The organism is Burkholderia sp. AU17457, from assembly GCF_002223255.1.
Classification (GTDB): Bacteria; Pseudomonadota; Gammaproteobacteria; order Burkholderiales; family Burkholderiaceae; genus Burkholderia; species Burkholderia sola.
The window spans coordinates 375,292-393,734 of record NZ_NKFB01000003.1; the positions used below are offsets into that span (position 1 = coordinate 375,292).

At 68.1% G+C, this 18,443-nt stretch carries 21 protein-coding genes and 1 tRNA gene; 4 read left to right on the forward strand and 18 right to left on the reverse strand.

The window, feature by feature from the left end; genetic code table 11:
- Positions 1 to 60: 60 nt before the first annotated feature.
- From ureG to hemN, 16 genes are all read right to left on the reverse strand, one after another.
- Positions 61 to 708, reverse strand: coding sequence for an urease accessory protein UreG (ureG, locus tag CFB49_RS04080; protein WP_089434654.1), 648 nt, complete (start codon positions 706 to 708; stop codon positions 61 to 63).
- Positions 709 to 722: 14 nt separating this feature from the next.
- Positions 723 to 1,403, reverse strand: a complete 681-nt coding sequence (locus tag CFB49_RS04085; protein ID WP_089491409.1) for an urease accessory protein UreF — start codon at positions 1,401 to 1,403, stop codon at positions 723 to 725.
- On the reverse strand, positions 1,390 to 1,998 hold the full coding sequence (ureE, locus tag CFB49_RS04090) for an urease accessory protein UreE (protein WP_089490745.1): 609 nt from the start codon (positions 1,996 to 1,998) through the stop codon (positions 1,390 to 1,392). The genes CFB49_RS04085 and ureE overlap by 14 nt, the downstream gene beginning before the upstream one ends.
- Before the next feature lie 18 nt (positions 1,999 to 2,016).
- Positions 2,017 to 3,723 carry an urease subunit alpha gene (ureC, locus tag CFB49_RS04095; protein ID WP_069621168.1) on the reverse strand — a complete coding sequence of 569 codons (1,707 nt, stop codon included), beginning with the start codon at positions 3,721 to 3,723 and terminating at the stop codon, positions 2,017 to 2,019.
- Between the two features lie 28 nt (positions 3,724 to 3,751).
- Positions 3,752 to 4,057, reverse strand: a complete 306-nt coding sequence (locus tag CFB49_RS04100; RefSeq protein WP_011544772.1) for an urease subunit beta — start codon at positions 4,055 to 4,057, stop codon at positions 3,752 to 3,754.
- A gap of 10 nt (positions 4,058 to 4,067) precedes the next feature.
- Positions 4,068 to 4,370: an urease subunit gamma gene (gene ureA, locus CFB49_RS04105; protein ID WP_006406310.1), complete on the reverse strand. Its 303-nt coding sequence runs from the start codon at positions 4,368 to 4,370 to the stop codon at positions 4,068 to 4,070.
- Between the two features lie 231 nt (positions 4,371 to 4,601).
- Positions 4,602 to 5,477, reverse strand: a complete 876-nt coding sequence (locus CFB49_RS04110; RefSeq protein WP_089434658.1) for an urease accessory protein UreD — start codon at positions 5,475 to 5,477, stop codon at positions 4,602 to 4,604.
- 165 nt (positions 5,478 to 5,642) lie between these two features.
- Positions 5,643 to 6,335: an urea ABC transporter ATP-binding subunit UrtE gene (urtE, locus tag CFB49_RS04115; protein ID WP_069621166.1), complete on the reverse strand. Its 693-nt coding sequence runs from the start codon at positions 6,333 to 6,335 to the stop codon at positions 5,643 to 5,645.
- Positions 6,336 to 6,339: 4 nt separating this feature from the next.
- A complete protein-coding gene (urtD, locus tag CFB49_RS04120; RefSeq protein WP_069621165.1) occupies positions 6,340 to 7,200 on the reverse strand; it encodes an urea ABC transporter ATP-binding protein UrtD in 861 nt (286 codons plus the stop codon).
- On the reverse strand, positions 7,197 to 8,384 hold the full coding sequence (urtC, locus tag CFB49_RS04125; RefSeq protein ID WP_089490746.1) for an urea ABC transporter permease subunit UrtC: 1,188 nt from the start codon (positions 8,382 to 8,384) through the stop codon (positions 7,197 to 7,199). The genes urtD and urtC overlap by 4 nt, the downstream gene beginning before the upstream one ends.
- A gap of 1 nt (position 8,385) precedes the next feature.
- Positions 8,386 to 10,005 carry an urea ABC transporter permease subunit UrtB gene (gene urtB, locus CFB49_RS04130; RefSeq protein ID WP_089490747.1) on the reverse strand — a complete coding sequence of 540 codons (1,620 nt, stop codon included), beginning with the start codon at positions 10,003 to 10,005 and terminating at the stop codon, positions 8,386 to 8,388.
- Positions 10,006 to 10,147: 142 nt separating this feature from the next.
- Positions 10,148 to 11,455, reverse strand: a complete 1,308-nt coding sequence (gene urtA, locus CFB49_RS04135; RefSeq protein WP_069621162.1) for an urea ABC transporter substrate-binding protein — start codon at positions 11,453 to 11,455, stop codon at positions 10,148 to 10,150.
- 345 nt (positions 11,456 to 11,800) lie between these two features.
- Positions 11,801 to 12,124 (reverse strand): rhodanese-like domain-containing protein, encoded by a 324-nt coding sequence (locus CFB49_RS04140; protein WP_089490748.1) that lies wholly within the window; start codon positions 12,122 to 12,124, stop codon positions 11,801 to 11,803.
- Positions 12,125 to 12,138: 14 nt separating this feature from the next.
- Positions 12,139 to 12,795, reverse strand: a complete 657-nt coding sequence (locus tag CFB49_RS04145) for a protein-L-isoaspartate O-methyltransferase family protein (RefSeq protein WP_089490749.1) — start codon at positions 12,793 to 12,795, stop codon at positions 12,139 to 12,141.
- 104 nt (positions 12,796 to 12,899) lie between these two features.
- Entirely contained in the window at positions 12,900 to 13,157 is a 258-nt protein-coding gene (locus CFB49_RS04150; protein WP_006488573.1) for a hypothetical protein, read from the reverse strand.
- Positions 13,158 to 13,245: 88 nt separating this feature from the next.
- Positions 13,246 to 14,637 (reverse strand): oxygen-independent coproporphyrinogen III oxidase, encoded by a 1,392-nt coding sequence (hemN, locus tag CFB49_RS04155; RefSeq protein ID WP_089490750.1) that lies wholly within the window; start codon positions 14,635 to 14,637, stop codon positions 13,246 to 13,248.
- A 172-nt stretch (positions 14,638 to 14,809) separates the two neighbouring features.
- Between hemN and CFB49_RS04160 the strand changes: the two genes are divergently transcribed.
- The 3 genes from CFB49_RS04160 to CFB49_RS04170 all read left to right on the forward strand — a co-directional run bounded on the left by CFB49_RS04160 (position 14,810) and on the right by CFB49_RS04170 (position 16,614).
- Entirely contained in the window at positions 14,810 to 15,127 is a 318-nt protein-coding gene (locus CFB49_RS04160) for a YkgJ family cysteine cluster protein (RefSeq protein ID WP_089491410.1), read from the forward strand.
- Positions 15,124 to 15,705 (forward strand): DUF1439 domain-containing protein, encoded by a 582-nt coding sequence (locus CFB49_RS04165; RefSeq protein WP_089434662.1) that lies wholly within the window; start codon positions 15,124 to 15,126, stop codon positions 15,703 to 15,705. Before CFB49_RS04160 ends, CFB49_RS04165 begins: the two co-directional genes overlap by 4 nt.
- A 78-nt stretch (positions 15,706 to 15,783) precedes the next feature.
- Positions 15,784 to 16,614: an undecaprenyl-diphosphate phosphatase gene (locus CFB49_RS04170; RefSeq protein ID WP_089490751.1), complete on the forward strand. Its 831-nt coding sequence runs from the start codon at positions 15,784 to 15,786 to the stop codon at positions 16,612 to 16,614.
- 93 nt (positions 16,615 to 16,707) lie between these two features.
- Here the strand turns inward: CFB49_RS04170 and trmB are convergent, their stop codons facing one another.
- Complete coding sequence (trmB, locus tag CFB49_RS04175; protein ID WP_089490752.1) at positions 16,708 to 17,484, reverse strand: tRNA (guanosine(46)-N7)-methyltransferase TrmB; 777 nt, start codon at positions 17,482 to 17,484, stop codon at positions 16,708 to 16,710.
- A gap of 131 nt (positions 17,485 to 17,615) precedes the next feature.
- Positions 17,616 to 17,690, reverse strand: a tRNA-Gly gene (locus CFB49_RS04180).
- Positions 17,691 to 17,890: 200 nt separating this feature from the next.
- On the opposite strand from CFB49_RS04180, the gene CFB49_RS04185 reads away from it, so the two are divergent.
- Positions 17,891 to 18,235: a cupin domain-containing protein gene (locus CFB49_RS04185; protein WP_027783759.1), complete on the forward strand. Its 345-nt coding sequence runs from the start codon at positions 17,891 to 17,893 to the stop codon at positions 18,233 to 18,235.
- Positions 18,236 to 18,443: the final 208 nt, after the last annotated feature.

Consider the following 18,443-nt stretch of genomic DNA (forward strand, 5'->3'; position numbering starts at 1 on the left):
GGCGGGCGGCGCGACGCCGCCCCGCGTGCGTGGCGGCGTCGCTGGTCGCCGCCGTGCCGCTCACACCGTCAGCAAGCCCTTCTTCTCGATGAACGCGATCACGTCGGAGACGCCGTCGAGCGCCTTCAGGTTCGTCATCACGTAAGGCCGCTCGCCGCGCATTTTTTGCGTGTCGGACGCCATCACGTCGAGGTTCGCGCCGACCAGCGGCGCGAGGTCGGTCTTGTTGATCACGAGCAGGTCGGACTTCGTGATGCCGGGGCCGCCCTTGCGCGGAATCTTCTCGCCGCCGGCCACGTCGATCACGTAGATCGTCAGGTCCGACAGCTCGGGGCTGAAGGTCGCCGCGAGATTGTCGCCGCCCGACTCGATGAAGACGATGTCGGCATCCGGAAAGCGCGCGAGCATCCGGTCGACGGCCTCGAGGTTGATCGACGCATCCTCGCGGATCGCCGTGTGCGGGCAGCCGCCCGTCTCGACGCCCATGATGCGTTCCTCGGGCAGCGCGCCCGCGACCGTCAGCAGCCGCTGGTCTTCCTTCGTATAGATGTCGTTCGTGATCGCGACGAGGTCGTACCGGTCGCGCATCGCCTTGCACAGCATTTCGAGCAGCGTGGTCTTGCCGGAGCCGACGGGGCCGCCGATGCCGACGCGCAGCGGCGGCAGTTTCTTCGTGCGGCGAGCGGAGGAGGGAGCGGGTGCGTTCATGGTGTGGATCAGATTCAGGAGCGGAACAACCGCGAGTACTGGGTTTCGTGCCGCGCGGACAGGATGCCGAGCTGCGGCGCGAACGTGTTGACGGCGTCGGGCGGCGTCGCGAGCGCGCGGCGCACGGCTGCGTCGATCGCGCCGCGCAGCGCGACGATGATGCGTTGCCCGGCGAGCTGGCCGAGCGGCACGGCCTTCAGCGCGGCGGACGTCTGGTTCTCGACCCAGCCGAATGCGTACGCGGCGAGCGTCGCGTCGGCGCTGGCGTCGTGTGCGGCAGCCGCGTACGCGAACGCGGTCGGCAGCGCGATCGGCGACAGCGATGCGAGCGTCGCGCGGCGTGCTGCGTCGCCCCAGTCGAGCGACGCGCACAGCTGCGCGAGCGACCAGCCCATCTGTTCGGTTTCGCGGCGCAGTTCGGCCGATTCGCGGCTCGCGACGAACCACGCGTTTTCGGCACCGAGTGCGCGAATGTCGTGCGTCTGCCAGCGGGCGAGCTGGTGCGCGAGGAACGGCAACTCGCCGTGCGCGAGCACGTCGGTCAGGCCGCTGGCGATCCAGTCGCGCGCGGAATCGGCGTCGCGGATCAGGTTCGCGTCGAGCGCGGCTTCGAGGCCCTGCGAGTAGCTATACGCGCCGATCGGCAAGGCGGGCGACGCGAGGTGCAGCAGCGCGACGAGTTCAGTGGTGGTCATGACCGTGGTGGCCGTGCGTGCAGCCGGGACCATGCTGATGATCGTGATCGTGCGAATGCGAATGCGAGTGCGAGTGCCCGTGGTGCTCGCCGAACACCTGCTGCGCGAGCGCGTAATCCTCGGCGAACGTCGCGTCGTGCCCGTGCTTGTGACCGCCGCCGTACGCGCCGGCTTCCGGCTGGAACGGCGCGCGTGCCTCTTCGACCTGCGTGCCGAGCCGGCGCAGCATGTCCGCGAGCACGGGATCGGCCTCGAGCTTCAGGTAGCCGTCGCCGATCTCGACCGGCGTGTGGCGGTTGCCGAGATGGTAGGCGGCGCGCATCAGCGTGAGCGGGTCGGCCGCGCGCACGAGCAGCACGGTTTCGGGTGCAGCGGCGATACGCACGAGCGCGCCGTCGTCGGCGACGAGCACGTCGCCGTCGCGCAGCACGGTGCCGCGCGGCAGCAGGACCGCGACGTCCTCGCCGGTGTCGAGCGTCGCCGCGAGGCGGCTCTTGCAGCGGGCGTCATAGGCGAGCGTGAGCGTCGGCGCGCGCGCGACGAGCGACGCGGCGAGTTTCACGTTCGGGGCAATGCGTTTGTCGAGGGTGCGCATGAAACCGAGGATTCCGGATCAGAACAGGAAATAGCGCTGCGCCATCGGCAGCACCGTTGCCGGTTCGCAGGTGAGCAACTGGCCGTCGGCGATCACGTCGTAGGTTTCCGGATCGACGCTGATCGACGGACGCCATGCGTTGTGGATCATGTCGGCCTTCGTCACGTTGCGGCAGTTGCGTACCGGCACGATCCGCTTCGCGAGGCCGTAACGCTCCGCGATGCCCGCATCGGCCGCCAGCTGCGACACGAAGGTCAGCGACGTGCGCGCGAGCGCGCCGCCGCGCGTCGCGAACATCTCGCGATAGTGAACCGGCTGCGGCGTCGGGATCGACGCGTTCGGGTCGCCCATCTGCGCGACGGCGATCATCCCGCCCTTGAGGATCATCGACGGCTTGATCCCGAAGAACGCGGGCTCCCACAGCACGAGGTCGGCCCACTTGCCGGGCTCGATCGAGCCGACTTCGTGCGCGATGCCGTGCGTGAGCGCCGGGTTGATCGTGTACTTCGCGACGTAGCGCTTCGCGCGAAAGTTGTCGTTGCGCGCGTTGTCTTCCGGCAGCGCGCCGCGTTGCACCTTCATCTTGTGCGCGGTCTGCCACGTGCGGATGATCACTTCGCCGACGCGGCCCATCGCCTGCGAATCGGACGACAGCATCGACAGCGCACCGAGATCGTGCAGGATGTCCTCGGCCGCGATCGTCTCGCGGCGAATGCGCGATTCGGCGAACGCGAGATCCTCGGCGATCGACGGATCGAGGTGATGGCACACCATCAGCATGTCGAGATGCTCGTCGAGCGTGTTGATCGTGTACGGACGCGTCGGATTGGTTGACGACGGCAGCACGTTCATCTCGCCGCACACCTTCAGGATGTCGGGCGCATGGCCGCCGCCCGCGCCTTCGGTGTGGTACGTGTGGATCGTGCGGCCCTTGAACGCGGCGACCGTCGATTCGACGAAGCCGGCCTCGTTCAGCGTGTCTGTGTGGATCGCGACCTGCGTGTCGGTGTCGTCGGCGACCGACAGGCAATTGTCGATCGCGGCGGGCGTCGTGCCCCAGTCCTCGTGCAGCTTCAGGCCGATCGCGCCGGCCGCGATCTGCTCGACGAGCGGCTGCGGCAGGCTCGCGTTGCCCTTGCCGAGGAAGCCGAGGTTGATCGGCCAGCCGTCGGCCGCCTGCAGCATCCGCTCCATGTGCCACGGGCCCGGCGTGCAGGTGGTCGCGTTGGTGCCGGTGGCCGGCCCCGTGCCGCCGCCGAGCATCGTCGTGACGCCGGACGCGAGCGCCTCGTCGATCTGCTGCGGGCTGATGAAGTGGATGTGCGTGTCGATGCCGCCCGCCGTCACGATCAGCCCTTCGCCGGCGATCACTTCGGTGGCCGCGCCGATCGCGATCGTCACGCCCGGCTGGATGTCGGGGTTGCCGGCCTTGCCGATCGCGGCGATGCGGCCGTGCTTGATCGCGATGTCGGCCTTCACGATACCCCAGTGATCGAGGATCACCGCGTTCGTGATGACGGTATCGGGTACGTCGGCGGCGACGCGCTGCGACTGGCCCATCCCGTCGCGGATCACTTTTCCGCCGCCGAACTTCACTTCCTCGCCATAGGTCGTGAAGTCGCGTTCGATCTCGATCAGCAGTTCGGTATCGGCGAGCCGCACGCGGTCGCCCGTCGTCGGCCCGAACATTTCCGCGTACGCGCGGCGGCTCAAGCGTAGTGTCATGTGCTGTTCCTGAAGAGCGGGGCGCGGCTTACAGCGGCCCCATCACCTTGCCCTGAAAACCGTAGACGGCGCGCTCGCCCGCGAGGGCGACGAGCTCGACGGTGCGCGTCTGGCCCGGCTCGAAGCGCACGGCCGTGCCGGCCGCGATGTTGAGCCGGAAGCCGCGTGCGGCCGCGCGGTCGAACGACAGCGCGTCGTTGACTTCGAAGAAGTGGTAGTGCGAGCCGACCTGCACCGGGCGATCGCCGGTGTTCGCGACGACGAGCGACAGCGTCGCGCGGCCCGCGTTCAGTTCGTGTTCGCCGTCGTCGGTGAGGATTTCGCCGGGGATCATGCGGGGGGCCTCACGGAATCGGGTGGTGGACGGTCACGAGCTTCGTGCCGTCGGGGAAGGTCGCCTCGACCTGGATGTCGGGAATCATTTCCGGCACGCCGTCCATCACGTCGTCGCGCGTGAGCAGCGTCGTGCCGTAATGCATGACCTCGGCCACGGTCTTGCCGTCGCGCGCGGCTTCCATCAGCGCCGCGGTGATGAAGGCCACCGCCTCCGGATAGTTGAGCTTCAGGCCGCGCGCGCGGCGGCGTTCGGCAAGCAACGCCGCCGTGAAGATCAGCAGCTTGTCCTTTTCGCGGGGAGTCAGTTTCATGAAGGCAGGCGTTCAGGAAAACGTAATTTTTATCGGTGCGCACGCAACCGGGCAGGGGGCGGATCATCGTAGCACCGCGCTGTTCGGCGTGCGTCGTGTATCGCTTATGTAAGCAGCAAGGTGCGTGCCATGTGCATCCGGCGTGCCGCCGTGCGCATTCATGGTGCGTGATGCATGTAGAGGGTGCGCCGCGCGGGGCGGCGTTGCGCCGAAACGGTGCGCGATGCGCGCTCAGGTTTGCCAGAGGCGCAGTGGCCGCGCGTCGACGCCGTGCACGATCGGTCGCAACTGCAGCCAGCAGTCGGTGAAGTGGCGCTGCAGCGCTTCCATCGACGTCGCCAGCGCCCGGACGAGCACGACGCCGGGCGTCACGCAGGTGGCGCCCGCGCGCAGCGTGTCGTCGAACGGCATGCGCGCGGCGAGCGATTCGGCGAGCGCGGCGTCGCACGCGGCGCCGGCCGCCCACAGCGTGCCGTACGCGGGAAAGCCGGCGAGGCCCTGCAGCGCGCCGCGCAGCGGATCGCGCGCGTCGAGCAGCGCGCGCTCGGTCCACAGCGGCCGGCCGTCGGCATCGACGAGCGCGGACGTCGACGCGATGCGTCCCGCCGACCACGTTTCGCCGGCCGCCTGCCGGCCGAGCTGCGTCGCGTCCCAGCCGATCGCGCTCGCGCCTGCGCCGAGCGTCACCGTGAAGTCGAGCGCCGCGTGCGCCGCGTCGAAGAACAGGTTGTTCTGCGGCAGCCAGTCGAGCTTCGCGTGCGCACCGACCGCGATGCCGATGCGCTGCGTCGCGTCGAGGCCGTTCGACTTGTACCACTTGGTCGCGCCGGGCGTCGTCAGCACCGCGTGCGTGCCGTCGCCGAGCGCGATGTCGATGTCGAGCCGGTCGCCGCCCGCGACGCCGCCCGGCGGATGGACGATCACGGCGTGGCAGATCGCGTCGCCTTCCGGATACAGCGGCCGCTGCACGCGCAGCGGGCCGTCGTGCAGCCGGTGCGCGAGCGTCGTGCGCGCACCGTGCCGCTCGAAGCCGAGTTCGAGGCGGCCGCGCCACGACTTGGCGACGGCGGGGCGGGACAGCGAGGCATGCGAATCGGGGGCAGACATCGGCGGCGAACGGGAAACGAGGAAGCGGGTGCGAAGAACGTGGATGCTACCGGAACAATAATGCAGATGCCGCGTTCGCAGGAAGCGCCGCGTGCGTGCGCCCCGCGAGCCGGCCGTACATGTCCCCCGCGGTGCCTACCGCGGTGCCTACTGCCGTGCCGCCCGTCACACCGCGATCAACTCGCGCACGCCGTTCGTCTCCATGTCGTGCGCGTCACCACCCGCGACGATCTCGCCGCGGCTCATCACCCAGTAGCGATCGGCGATCGATCGCGCGAAATCGTAATACTGTTCGACGAGCAGCACGGTCATCTTCGATTCGTCGACGAGCTGGCGCAGCGTGCGGCCGATGTCCTGGATGATCGACGGCTGGATGCCTTCGGTCGGCTCGTCGAGGATCAGCAATTGCGGCTCGCTCATCAGCGCGCGGCCGATCGCGAGCTGTTGCTGCTGGCCGCCCGACAGGTCGCCGCCGCGCCGCGCGCGCATGTCCTTCAGCACCGGGAACAGGTCGTAGATGCGGTCCGGTACCTTCGACGGCGCCTTGCGGCTCGCCGCGCCGACGAGCAGGTTCTCCTCGACGGTGAGCCGCGGAAAGATGTCGCGGCCCTGCGGTACGTACGCGAGTCCGGCCGCGACGCGCGCATACGGCGGCAGTGCGCCGAGCGCGGTGCCGCGCCACGACACGCTGCCGCTTTTCGCGGCGACGACCCCCATCAGGCAGCGCAGCAGCGTGCTCTTGCCGACGCCGTTGCGGCCGAGCAGCACGGTCAGCTTGCCGTCGTCGGCCGCGAGGTTCACGTTGCGCAGGATATGGCTGCCGCCGTAGTACTGGTTCAGCGCTTCGATTTTCAGCATCGCATCATCGTCCGAGGTAAGACTCGATCACCGCTTCGTCGCGCTTGACCTGGTCGAGCGTGCCGTGCGCGAGCACCGCGCCTTCGGCCATCACCGTCACGCGTCCCGTGTCGCCCGCGAGCGCCGCGACGAACTCCATGTCGTGCTCGACGACCATCATCGAGCAGGTGCCGCGCAGCGTGTTCAGCAGCTCGGCGAGTTCCATCGTCTCGTGGTCGGTCATCCCGGCCGCCGGCTCGTCGAGCAGCAGCAGCGCGGGACGCTGCATCAGCAGCATGCCGATTTCGAGCCGCTGCTTCTGCCCGTGCGACAGCTCGCCGGCCGCGCGATACGCGTGGCTTTCGAGGCCGATCAGCGCGAGCGTCTCCTCGATCTTCGCCTGCGCGGTGCGGTCGAGCCGCGCGCGCAGCGACGCGAGCCAGCCCTTGTCGGTCTGCATCGCGAGCTCGAGGTTTTCCCACACCGGATGCTGTTCGAACACGGTCGGCTTCTGGAACTTGCGGCCGATGCCCGCACGCGCGATCTCGGGTTCGTTCATCCGCGCGAGATCGATGGTCTGGCCGAGAAACACCTTGCCCGCATCGGGCCGCGTCTTGCCGGTGATGACGTCCATCATCGTCGTCTTGCCCGCGCCGTTCGGGCCGATCACGCAGCGCAGCTCGCCCGCGTCGATCGCGAGCGACAGCTTCTTCAGCGCGCGAAAGCCGTCGAAGCTCACCTCGATATCCTCGAGATAGAGGATCGTCCCGTGCGACGTGTCGATGCCGGCCGGCACGACGCGCCCCATCGACGCACTGCCGCTGACGGCGAGCAGCTCGTCTTCGGGCGGCGGTGGCGTGAACTGATAGAGAGCCGTTCCGTTCATGCGCGTTTCCCCTTCGCGAGCACGGTTTCGACGAGGCCCATGATTCCGCGCGGCAGCAAGAGCGGCACGAGCACGAAAATCAGGCCGAGGAAGAACAGCCAGTATTCGGCGAAATACGCGGTGAAGAAACTCTTCGCGCCGTTCACCGCGAACGCGCCGACGATCGGCCCGATCAGCGTGCCGCGCCCGCCCACCGCGACCCAGATCGCCATTTCGATCGAATTGCCGGGCGACATCTCGCCGGGATTGATGATGCCGACCTGCGGCACGTACAGCGCGCCGGCGATGCCGCACAGCACGGCCGACACGGTCCACACGAACAGCTTGTACGCGAGCGGGCTGTAGCCGAGGAACATCAGCCGCGTCTCGCCGTCGCGCACCGCGGTCACCACGCGCCCGAGCTTGCTCGTGACGATCGCGCGCGCGGCGACGAACGCGAGCACGAGCGTCGCGAAGGTCAGCAGCAACAGCACCGTGCGCGTGCCCGGCGACGTGATCGCGAAACCGGCGATGCGCTTGAAATCGGTGAAGCCGTTGTTGCCGCCGAAGCCCGTCTCGTTGCGATAGAACAGCAGCATCGCGGCGAACGTCATGGCCTGCGTGATGATCGACAGGTACACGCCCTTCACGCGCGAGCGGAACGTGAAGAAGCCGAACACCCACGCGAGCACGGCCGGCACGAGCACGACGAGCGCGAGCGCCCATGCGAGATGCTGCGTGCCGCTCCAGTACCACGGCAACTGGTGCCAGTCGAGAAACACCATGAAGTCGGGCAGGTCGCTGCCGTACTTGCCGTCGCGGCCGATCTCGCGCATCAAGTACATGCCGATCGCATAGCCGCCGAGCGCGAAGAACAAGCCGTGGCCGAGGCTCAGGATCCCGCAGTAGCCCCACACGAGATCGAGCGCGAGCGCGGCGATCGCGTAGCACATCAGCTTGCCGGCGAGCGTCATCGTGTAGGCGGACAGATGGAACGCGCTGGCTTCCGGCGCGACGAGCGCGGCGAGCGGCACGCCGACGCCGATCGCCACGCACAGCGCGACGAGCGCGAGCCACGCGCGGCGCGACAGCAGCGCGGGGCGGGGCGGCAGGCCGAGCGCGAAGCCGTCCGCCGCGCGCGCGCCGCCGGCGGGCCTCGCCGCGTCGGCGACCGGGTTCGACATCGAATCGGTGTATGAAGTCACGTCAAGCCTCCGCGCTGCGGCCCTTCGGCGCGAACATGCCCTGCGGGCGTTTCTGGATGAACAGCACGATCATCACGAGCACCGCGATCTTCGCGAGCACGGCGCCCCAGAACGGTTCGATCGCCTTGCTCGCGAGGCCGAGCCCGAAGCCGCCGAGCACGGTGCCGGCGATCTGCCCGACGCCGCCGAGCACGACGGCCATGAACGAATCGATGATGTAGTTCTGGCCGAGGTCGGGACCCACGTTGCCGATCTGCGACAGCGCGCAGCCGCCGAGGCCCGCGATCCCCGCGCCGAATGCGAACGCATACGCGTCGACGCGGGCGGTCTTCACGCCGACGCAGGCGGCCATCCGGCGGTTCTGCGTGACCGCGCGCACGAACAGGCCGAGCCGCGTCTTCGTCAGCACGGCCCACGCGACGAACACCACCGCGAGCGCGAACGCGAGGATCGCGAGCCGGTTGTACGGCAGGATCAGGTTCTGCATCACGGTCACGCCGCCGCTCATCCACGACGGGTTCACGACCTGCACGTTCTGCGCGCCGAACAGCATGCGCGTCGCCTGGATCAGGATCAGGCTCACGCCGAAGGTCGCGAGCAGCGTTTCGAGCGGGCGGCCGTACAGATGCCGCAGTACGAGCCGTTCGAGCACGATGCCGACCAGCGCGGCCACCGCGAACGACACCGGCACGGCGACGAGCGGATACCAGTCGAATGCGCCGGGCGCGTAGCGCTGGATCAGCGTCTGCACGACATAGGTTGCGTACGCACCGATCATCAGGAATTCGCCGTGCGCCATGTTGATCACGCCGATCAGCCCGTACGTGATCGCGAGGCCGAGCGCGGCGAGCAGCAGCACGCTGCCGAGCGACAGGCCGGCGAACACCGTGCCGACGATTTCGCCGCGGCGCTGCAGCGCGTGCAACGTATCGAGCCCGTGTTGCGCGGCGTCGCGCACGCGCGCGTCGGGTTCCGCGTAGCTGCCGTCGGCGTTCTTCGCGACGAGCGGGCGCAGTTGTTCGATCATGTCGAGATCGCTGCGCGCGGCCACCACCTGCACGGCTTCGAGGCGTTTCGCCGGATCGGCATCGTGCAGCGCGGCGATCGCCCACAGCGCATCGAGGCGACGTTTCAATGCCGGATCGGTTTCCTTTGCACGGGCGCGGTCGATCATCGGCTTGAGCGCCGGGTCGGGCGACTTCAGCAGCGCGTCGATCGCGTCGCGGCGCGCGGCCACGTCGGGCGACGCGAGCGCGAGGCCCGACAGCGCGCCGGCGATCTTCGTGCGCAGCAGGTTGTTCAGCATCACCGGCTGCGCGTCGCCGGCCGGCGTCGCGGCCTGCGTGAGCGCGTCGTGCGCGGTGTCGCCGGACTGGATCAGCAGCCGGCCGTCGCCGGTCGCGAGCGCATCGCCGCTCGACAGCGCGTTGAGCACCGCAACGGCGCGCGGGTCGGTGTCGGCGGCGAGCCGTTCGATCGCCGCCGTCTTCGCGTCGAAGTCGTCGCCGGCGAGCGCGGCGGTGTCGGCCGCGGTCAGCGCGAACGCGGCGTGCGGCAGCAGGCCCGCGAGGGCGGCGCATGCCGCGATCGCGCGGGCGGCTCGGCGAAAGCGTGTAGGCATCGGGGAATCCTGTCGGACGTGGGGAAGGGGAGCGGTGCGGCGTGGCGCCGGCGATGGGTCACGGCAAGCGCGGCCGGCGCATCGGCAGCGGGCGGGCAAGCGAGCGGCACGTCGCACACGAAGCGCGACGCGCCGCTCGGCATCACGCCAGCGCCGCGCGCTGCCGGCGCAGGAACGCCGGGATCGAGCTCACGACGTCCGGCTTGCCCTGGTTGCCCGCGATGTACGGGCTCCACGGCTGCGCGCGCACGGCCGTCTTCGTCTTCCACACGACGTTGAACTGTCCGTCGCCGCGGATCTCGCCGATCATCACCGGCTTGTGCAGGTGGTGGTTGCCGTCCATCGAGAGCGTGAAGCCCGACGGGGCGGCCACCGTCTGGCCGATCATCGCGACGCGCACCTTGTCGACGTCGGTGCTCTTCGCTTTCTCGACGGCCTGCTTCCACATATGGATCCCGACGTAGGTGGCTTCCATCGGATCGTTGGTCACGCGCTTCGCGCCGCCCGGCAGGTTGTTCGCCTTTACCCACGCGGCGAACTGGTCCTTGAACTTCGTGTTGGTCGGATTCTTCACCGACATGAAGTAGTTCCACGCGGCGAGATGGCCGACGAGCGGCTTCGTATCGATCCCGCGCAGCTCTTCCTCGCCGACCGAGAACGCGACGACCGGCACGTCGGTCGCCTTGAGCCCCTGGTTGCCGAGCTCCTTGTAGAACGGTACGTTCGAATCGCCGTTGATCGTCGAGATCACGGTCGTCTTGCCGCCCTGCGCGAAGGTCTTGATGTTCGCGACGATGGTCTGGTAATCGCTGTGGCCGAACGGCGTGTAGACCTCCTGAATGTCGGCGTCCTTCACGCCCTTCGATTTCAGGAACGCGCGCAGGATCTTGTTGGTCGTGCGCGGATATACGTAGTCGGTGCCGAGCAGGAAGAAGCGCTTCGCGCCGCCGCCTTCCGCGCTCATCAGGTACTCGACTGCCGGAATCGCCTGCTGGTTCGGCGCGGCGCCCGTGTAGAACACGTTGCGCGACATTTCCTCGCCTTCATACTGCACCGGGTAGTAGAGCAGCCCGTTCAGTTCCTCGAACACCGGCAGCACCGACTTGCGCGACACCGACGTCCAGCAGCCGAACACGCAGGCGACCTTGTCCTGCGTGAGCAGCTGGCGCGCCTTCTCGGCGAACAGCGGCCAGTTCGACGCCGGGTCGACCACCACCGGTTCGAGCTTGCGGCCCATCACGCCGCCGCTCTTGTTGATGTCGGCGATCGTCATCAGCGCGGTGTCCTTCAGCGACGTCTCCGAGATCGCCATGGTGCCCGACAGCGAATGCAGGATGCCGACCTTGATCGGGCCGGTGCCCGCATCGGCCGCGTGCGCGAACGGGCTCTTGCCCGCCAGCGCGAGCGCGCCGGCCATCGAACCGAACTTCAACAGACTGCGACGTTTCATCGGTATCCCCTTGTCGTGTTGGATGCGCGTGCGCCGTGGCGGCGCCGGCCATCGTGTAACGCAAGGCATGTGCCAGTCGCGCGGATGCACGCCCGGCGTGCCTGCGCGGACCATCGGCGGGCATCGGCGCGGTGCGGATGACGCGCCGTGCAGCATGCGCGGTCCGTTGCGGTGCAGACGCACGGGCGCAAATGGTGCACGGCGGTGCCGCGGCGTCGAAATGCAGGGAAACCGGGGAGGAAAGCGAAACGGGCGCGCGGTGCGCGCCCGTTCGGCGGATCGGTGCGGCCGGCGGCGGCGTGCCGGGCGGCGCGGCGGCGCGCGATGCGCCGCCGGAAGGATCGATCAGTAGCGCGGCACGGACGGATCGACGTCGCGCGACCACGCGTCGATCCCGCCTTGCAGGTTGTACAGCTTCGTGAAGCCGCGCGATTCGAGGAACATCGCGACCTGCGCGCTGCGCATCCCGTGATGGCACACGCAGACGATTTCCGCGTCGTCGTCGAGTTCTTCGCTGCGCGCGGGAATCTGCTGCATCGGAATCGACACGCTGCCGGCGATCTGCGCGGTCGCGATTTCCCACGGCTCGCGCACGTCGAGCACGACGGGCGCGGGGCGCGCCGTGTCGCCGAGCCATTCCGCGAGCATCGCGGGCGTCAGGATCTGCATGGAGGCTCCGCGGCTCAGAACTTGAAGCGCGACGGCTCGATCGCGTTGACGAGGTGGTCGATGTACGTTTCGAACACGTCGGCGACGCGGTACTGCTTGTCGTCGATGCGTGTGATGATCTGCGCCTTCATCACCGGACGGCCGCCGACGAACGCCGACAGGCGACCGCCGACCTTCAGCTGCTCGAGCATTTCCTGCGGCACGACCGGCAGGCCGCCCGCGACGCAGATCACGTCGTACGGCGCCTTGGCCGCCCAGCCGCGCGAGCCGTCGCCGAGCACGACTTCGGCATTGGTCACGCCGTCGTTGCGCAGGTTGTCTTCCGCGAACTTCGCGATCGCCGGATCGATCTCGACGGCCGTAACGTGCTGTGCGCGATGCGCGAACAGCGCGGCCAGGTAGCCCGAGCCCGCGCCGATCACGAGCACGTTCTCGTGCTTCTTGACCGCCAGCTCCTGCAGCACGCGCGCTTCGACGCGCGGGAACAGCATCTTGCTCGCGCCGCCCGGCAGCGGGAGTTCGAGATCGGCGAACGCGAGATCGCGGTATTGGGCCGGCACGTAGTTTTCACGCTTGACGATCGACAGCAGGCCCAGGACATCCAGATCCAGCACGTCCCACGGACGGATCTGCTGTTCGATCATGTTGAAACGCGCGTTTTCGATATTCATGGTGTGGTCACGCAGCCTGGTCGGCCATCAGCGGGGGTAGAGAAACTTCGTGATTGTACCAAACGGCACGGCCGCGAAGCCTTCAGGCGGCCTGCAACAGACCTTTACCCTTTGCTCTTCTTGATCTGCGCCTCGAACGCGAGGTCGAGCTTGCTCGCCTTGCGCGGTTTTTTAGGGCCAAATTCGTCGACGAACTTGACGAACTCGTCGAGCGGCAGCGGCTCGCAGCGCTTCTCGGCGGTGCCGCCCGAGCGGTCGACGAGATAGAACAGGCCGCCCGCCATCGCGACGGCCGCGAATTGCGGGTTGCCGGAGCGGGTCTTCAGGCGTTCGACCGCGTGGGTCGCTTTGGTGGTGCGCATCTTGGAGGGCAGGCGAAGCGGATGTAAGCCTCACACTCTATCAAACCGGCCGGGCCGGCGCCCGCCCGTGGCCGGCGCGAAGCGCGCGCTAGACCGTGCGCGAGTAGCGCTGCCGCGGCGTCTGGCCGAGGTACGCGTCGAACGCCATCGCGATGTTGCGCACGACCATCCGGCCGGCCGGATGGATCGTCAGCCGGTCGCGCGCGATCGTCAGCAGCCCGTCGCGCTCGAACGGACGCAGCGCGTCCAGCTCGCGCGCGAAATGATCGGCGAAGCGGATGCCGTGCGCGGCCTCGACATGCGAGAACGGCAGTTCGAGGTTGCACATCAGTTGCGTGATCACGTCGCGGCGCAGCCGGTCGTCCGGCGTGAGCCGCACGCCGCGCGCGATCGGCAGCCGGCCCGCGTCGAGCGCGGCGCCGTATGCGGGCAGGTCCTTCGCGTTCTGCGCGTAGACGTCGCCGACCTTGCCGATCGACGACACGCCGAAGCCGATCAGGTCGGCATCCGCGCGCGTGCTGTAGCCCTGGAAATTGCGTTGCAGCGTGCCGTTGCGCTGCGCGCGCACGAGTTCGTCGGACGGCCGCGCGAAGTGGTCCATCCCGATGTACACGTAGCCGGCCGACGTCAGCATGTCGATTGCGAGGCCGAGCAGCGCGATGCGCGTTTCCGGCGGCGGCAGCGTCGCATCGTCGATCTGCCGCTGCATCTTGAACAGATGCGGCATGTGCGCGTAGCCGAACACCGACAGGCGATCGGGCGCGAGCTCGATGATCGTCTCCAGCGTGCGTGCGAACACGGCGATCGTCTGGTGCGGCAGCCCGTAGATCAGGTCGACGCTGACCGAATGGAAGCCCGTCGCCCGTGCGGCTGCGAGCAGGTCCGCCGTCATCGCGCGCGGCTGGATGCGGTTGATCGCCTGCTGCACGAGCGGGTCGAAATCCTGCACGCCGAGGCTCAGCCGGTTGAAGCCGATCGTGCGCAGGTGGACGAGCGTCGCCGGCGTGACCGTGCGCGGATCGATCTCGATCGAGAACTCGGCGTCGGTGTCCGGCGCGAGCGCGAAATGCTCGCGCGTGGCCGCCATCAGCTCGGCCGTTTCGTCGTCGGACAGGAAGGTCGGCGTGCCGCCGCCCCAGTGCAGTTGCGTGACGGGGCGGGACGGATCGAACAGCGCGGCCTGCAGCGCCATTTCGCGCTTGATCTGGTCGAGATACGGGCGCGCGCGGCGGCGGTTGTTGGTCGCGATCTTGTTGCAGCCGCAGTAGAAGCACGCGGTGTTGCAGAACGGGATGTGGAAGTACAGCGACAGGTCGCTCGACGACGCGCCGGGGTCGCCGGCCGCGCGGACGTAGTCGGCCGGATCGAAATCGTCGCGGAACTGCAGCGCGGTCGGGTACGACGTATAGCGCGGCCCGTTCACGCCGTATTTCGTGAGCAAATCGGGACGGAACATCGGGTCGGCAGAACCAGAACGCATGGCGGTCTCGCGCTTTTTTTAGATGCTTTCGAGTATATGAACCCGCGGTCGGGCTGCATTGTGTAATAACGTCGCAGCGGCGATGGCACAATGCGGGGTGGGGCTGCCGGACGCCGCGTCCGGTTGCCGCACCGTTTTTCGTGTTCGTCGAGAGAGCCGAGTGTCCGTCGAAATGCCTGTCCGCCCGGCGCCCGCCGAAGCCCCGCCGCCGCATGCGTGCCGCGAGCGCTGCGGCGCGTGCTGCATCGCGCCGTCGATTTCCAGCCCGATTCCGGGCATGTCCGACGGCAAGCCGGCGGGCGTGCGCTGCGTGCAGCTCGGCGACGACCTGCGCTGCATGATCTTCGGCCGGCCCGAGCGCCCCGCGTGCTGTTCCGGGCTGCAGCCGTCCGCCGACATGTGCGGCGCGTCGCGCGACGACGCGCTCGCGTGGCTCACGCGCCTCGAGGCCGCGACGCGGCCGGCGCATCCAGGAGAGAAATCAGCATGACCGCCCCTCGCGCGCCCGGCCGGCGCCGTTTTCTCGCTGCCGCCATCGGCGCCGTCGGCGTGTGCGTATCGCTTGCCGCGTGCGCGTCGACGTTCCCGTTCATTCCCGACCACTACACGTTCTCGCGCGGCGACGTGCAGAAGGCCGTCGCGCGGAAGTTTCCGTACCAGAAGACGGTCGCCCAGGTTGTCGACGTGTCGCTCGCGAATCCGGCCGTCAACCTGCTGCCCGACCAGAACCGCGTCGCCGTGCAGCTCGACGCGAACTTCGTGAGCCCGTTCCTGCGCGGGCCCGTCAGCGGCAAGTTCACCGTGTCGGGCCAGCTCGCGTACGACGCGCCGAGCCGCTCCGTCGTGCTGAAGGCGCCGGCCGTCGACAGCCTCGCGCTCGACGGCGACGCGCAGATGTACGCGCAGCAGGTCGGCGCGGCCGCCGGCCTGCTCGCGACGCAGCTGCTGACCAACTATCCGATCTACACGTTCAAGCCGGAACAACTGCAATTTGCCGGGGTGAACTACGAACCCGGTACAATTACGATCCTTACAAACGGCATACGCGTGGCGATCGTCGAAAAGTGACGACGGGCGCGCACGGCCGGGCGGGCCGCGCGCGCAAGAGTGGCCTTTTCTTTCGACCATTTCGGAGTTGGGCCACGGATGGACTGGATCCTGATCTGCAAGGCATTGATCCTCGGCGTCGTCGAGGGGCTGACGGAATTCCTGCCGGTGTCGAGCACCGGTCACCTGATCGTCGCGGGCAGCTTCCTCAATTTCAACGATTCGCACGCGAAGACGTTCGACGTCGTGATCCAGTTCGGCGCGATCCTCGCGGTCTGCTGGGAATACCGGCAGCGGATCGTGTCCGTCGTGTCCGGGCTGCCGAGCCGGCCCGACGCGCAGCGCTTCGCGCTGAACGTCGTGATCGCGACGATTCCCGCGATCGCGCTCGGCCTCCTGTTCGAGAAGAAGATCAAGGCCGTGCTGTTCTCGCCGGTGCCCGTCGCGTTCGCGCTCGTCGTGGGCGGCGCGATCATCCTGTGGGCCGAGGCGCGGCAGCGCGAACGCGGCGAGCCGCCGCGCGTGATGTCGGTCGACGCGCTGACGCCGCTCGACGCGCTCAAGGTCGGACTCGCGCAGTGCTTCGCGCTGGTGCCCGGCATGTCGCGCTCGGGCTCGACGATCATCGGCGGGATGCTGTTCGGTCTCGACCGACGCGTGGCCACCGAATTCTCGTTCTTCCTCGCGATTCCGATCATCTTCGGCGCGACGCTCTACGAAACCGTGAAGGACTGGCAGGCGTTCACCGTCGATTCGCTCGGCCTGTTCGCGCTCGGGCTCGTGTCGGCGTTCGTCAGCGCGTTCGTGTGCGTGCGCTGGCTGCTGCGCTACGTCGCGACGCACGATTTCACGGTGTTCGCGTGGTACCGGATCGCGTTCGGGCTGTTCGTGTTGCTGGTGGGTTACAGCGGCTGGCTGAACTGGGCGTGAGGCTGGCGAGCGGTCGATGCGCCGCTCCATGAAAAAATCCCGACCGGCGCGAGACGCCGGTCGGGATTTTTCATTCTGCGCAGGGTGGGACGCTCAGCTTGCGCGCTTGCGGAACACCAGGTCCCACACGCCGTGGCCGAGCCGCAGCCCACGCCGTTCGAACTTCGTCACCGGGCGGTAGTCGGGGCGCGGCGCGTAATCGGCGGCCGTGTTTTCGAGCGTCGGTTCCGCGCCGAGCACGTCCAGCATCTGCTCCGCGTAGTTCTGCCAGTCGGTCGCGCAGTGCAGGTACGCGCCGGGCTTCAGGCGCGATGCGAGATGCGCGACGAGCGGCGGCTGGATCAGCCGGCGCTTGTGGTGACGCGCCTTGTGCCACGGGTCGGGGAAGAAGATGTGGACGCCGTCGAGGCTTTCCGGCGCGATCATGTGCTCGAGCACCTCGACCGCGTCGTGCTGGATGATGCGGATGTTCGTCAGATCCTGCTCGCCGATCAGCTTCAGCAGCGCGCCGACGCCCGGCTCGTGTACCTCGACGCCGAGGAAATCGTCACCCGGGCGATGCGCGGCGATTTCCGCGGTCGATGCGCCCATCCCGAAACCGATCTCGAGGATGCGCGGCGCGCTGCGGCCGAAGATCGCGTTCCAGTCCGGCAGTTCCGGCGCATACGGGACGACGAAGCGCGGGCCGAATTCGTCGAGCGCGCGGCGCTGGCCGGTCGACACGCGGCCGGCACGCGTCACGAAGCTGCGGATGCGGCGGCGGTGCAGCGGATTGACTTCGTCGGCGCCTGCGCCGGCTTGGTCGGCTTCGTCGGGAATGGCGTCGTCGTGCGGCGGCAGGCCGGCTTCGTTCGGATCGTCGTGCATCATCGGTACAGAGAAAGGCTCGGTTCGGGCGAGGGCCCGTTGCGCAGCAATGCTGCCGGGCGATTCGGCGCATGGTACAAAAAAGCCGCCTTCGACGAGGCGGCTCATGCGCAGGCTGTCGTGCAGCCGCAAAGTGGAGCGGGCGATGGGAATCGAACCCACGTCATCAGCTTGGGAAGCTGAGGTAATGGCCATTATACGACGCCCGCAGAATTGGCGATTCTACAGGGGTTTGGGTGGGGATGGCAAGCGGGGCGTCTTGGCCGCCGGTATCGAAACGGGTGCGGCCCGGCCGGCCCGCCAGCCCATGTCGAAAATGGACGAGTCGGCGTCGGAAGCATACAAGCCCGGGTAAAGCTTTCGAACTAACGTGACAGGTCTCTCATACGATCATCAGTCTGGAGCCGACATGTCCGATTTCATCACCGTTCTGCGCAAAACCTGCCCGACGCCTGTCCTCGACGCGACCAAATGGAAGCGCATTGGCGGCGATCCGCACACCGTGAACCTCAACGCGTACGTCTCGAAGGACGGCAGCAAGATCATGGGCACCTGGATCTGCACGCCGGGCAAGTTCGAGGTGAATTATGAAAAATGGGAGTACTGCCACTTCCTCGATGGCTACTGCATCATCACGCCGGAAGGTGAGGAGCCGGTGCACCTCAAAGCCGGCGACGTGTTCGTGATCGAACCCGGCATGAAAGGCACGTGGGAAGTGGTGGAGACGGTCCGCAAGTACTTCGTCTTCGCCTGAGCGGGGCGGTCGATTCGACCCGACCCGACCCATGCATACCGTCATCGCCCCGCGTCTTCGCGGTTCACGAAGCCGGAAGGGGCGAGCGAAGATTCCGGCTCAATAAAAGTCACCCAGTTCGGAAGCAGCGCGCCGAGGATGGGCGCGTGCTCGGCGCGCTCCGCTATCCGATCGCCCCCCATGACGAATTCGACGCGCGGTTGTTCTG

Bases quoted from the DNA above. Each gene is read 5' to 3' on its own strand.
- ureG (WP_089434654.1), bottom strand. From the start codon at position 708: ATGAACGCACCCGCTCCCTCCTCCGCTCGCCGCACGAAGAAACTGCCG.
- CFB49_RS04085 (WP_089491409.1), bottom strand. From the start codon at position 1,403: ATGACCACCACTGAACTCGTCGCGCTGCTGCACCTCGCGTCGCCCGCC.
- ureE (WP_089490745.1), bottom strand. From the start codon at position 1,998: ATGCGCACCCTCGACAAACGCATTGCCCCGAACGTGAAACTCGCCGCG.
- ureC (WP_069621168.1), bottom strand. From the start codon at position 3,723: ATGACACTACGCTTGAGCCGCCGCGCGTACGCGGAAATGTTCGGGCCG.
- CFB49_RS04100 (WP_011544772.1), bottom strand. From the start codon at position 4,057: ATGATCCCCGGCGAAATCCTCACCGACGACGGCGAACACGAACTGAAC.
- ureA (WP_006406310.1), bottom strand. From the start codon at position 4,370: ATGAAACTGACTCCCCGCGAAAAGGACAAGCTGCTGATCTTCACGGCG.
- CFB49_RS04110 (WP_089434658.1), bottom strand. From the start codon at position 5,477: ATGTCTGCCCCCGATTCGCATGCCTCGCTGTCCCGCCCCGCCGTCGCC.
- urtE (WP_069621166.1), bottom strand. From the start codon at position 6,335: ATGCTGAAAATCGAAGCGCTGAACCAGTACTACGGCGGCAGCCATATC.
- urtD (WP_069621165.1), bottom strand. From the start codon at position 7,200: ATGAACGGAACGGCTCTCTATCAGTTCACGCCACCGCCGCCCGAAGAC.
- urtB (WP_089490747.1), bottom strand. From the start codon at position 10,005: ATGCCTACACGCTTTCGCCGAGCCGCCCGCGCGATCGCGGCATGCGCC.
- urtA (WP_069621162.1), bottom strand. From the start codon at position 11,455: ATGAAACGTCGCAGTCTGTTGAAGTTCGGTTCGATGGCCGGCGCGCTC.
- CFB49_RS04140 (WP_089490748.1), bottom strand. From the start codon at position 12,124: ATGCAGATCCTGACGCCCGCGATGCTCGCGGAATGGCTCGGCGACACG.
- CFB49_RS04145 (WP_089490749.1), bottom strand. From the start codon at position 12,795: ATGAATATCGAAAACGCGCGTTTCAACATGATCGAACAGCAGATCCGT.
- CFB49_RS04150 (WP_006488573.1), bottom strand. From the start codon at position 13,157: ATGCGCACCACCAAAGCGACCCACGCGGTCGAACGCCTGAAGACCCGC.
- hemN (WP_089490750.1), bottom strand. From the start codon at position 14,637: ATGCGTTCTGGTTCTGCCGACCCGATGTTCCGTCCCGATTTGCTCACG.
- CFB49_RS04160 (WP_089491410.1), top strand. From the start codon at position 14,810: ATGCCTGTCCGCCCGGCGCCCGCCGAAGCCCCGCCGCCGCATGCGTGC.
- CFB49_RS04165 (WP_089434662.1), top strand. From the start codon at position 15,124: ATGACCGCCCCTCGCGCGCCCGGCCGGCGCCGTTTTCTCGCTGCCGCC.
- CFB49_RS04170 (WP_089490751.1), top strand. From the start codon at position 15,784: ATGGACTGGATCCTGATCTGCAAGGCATTGATCCTCGGCGTCGTCGAG.
- trmB (WP_089490752.1), bottom strand. From the start codon at position 17,484: ATGATGCACGACGATCCGAACGAAGCCGGCCTGCCGCCGCACGACGAC.
- CFB49_RS04185 (WP_027783759.1), top strand. From the start codon at position 17,891: ATGTCCGATTTCATCACCGTTCTGCGCAAAACCTGCCCGACGCCTGTC.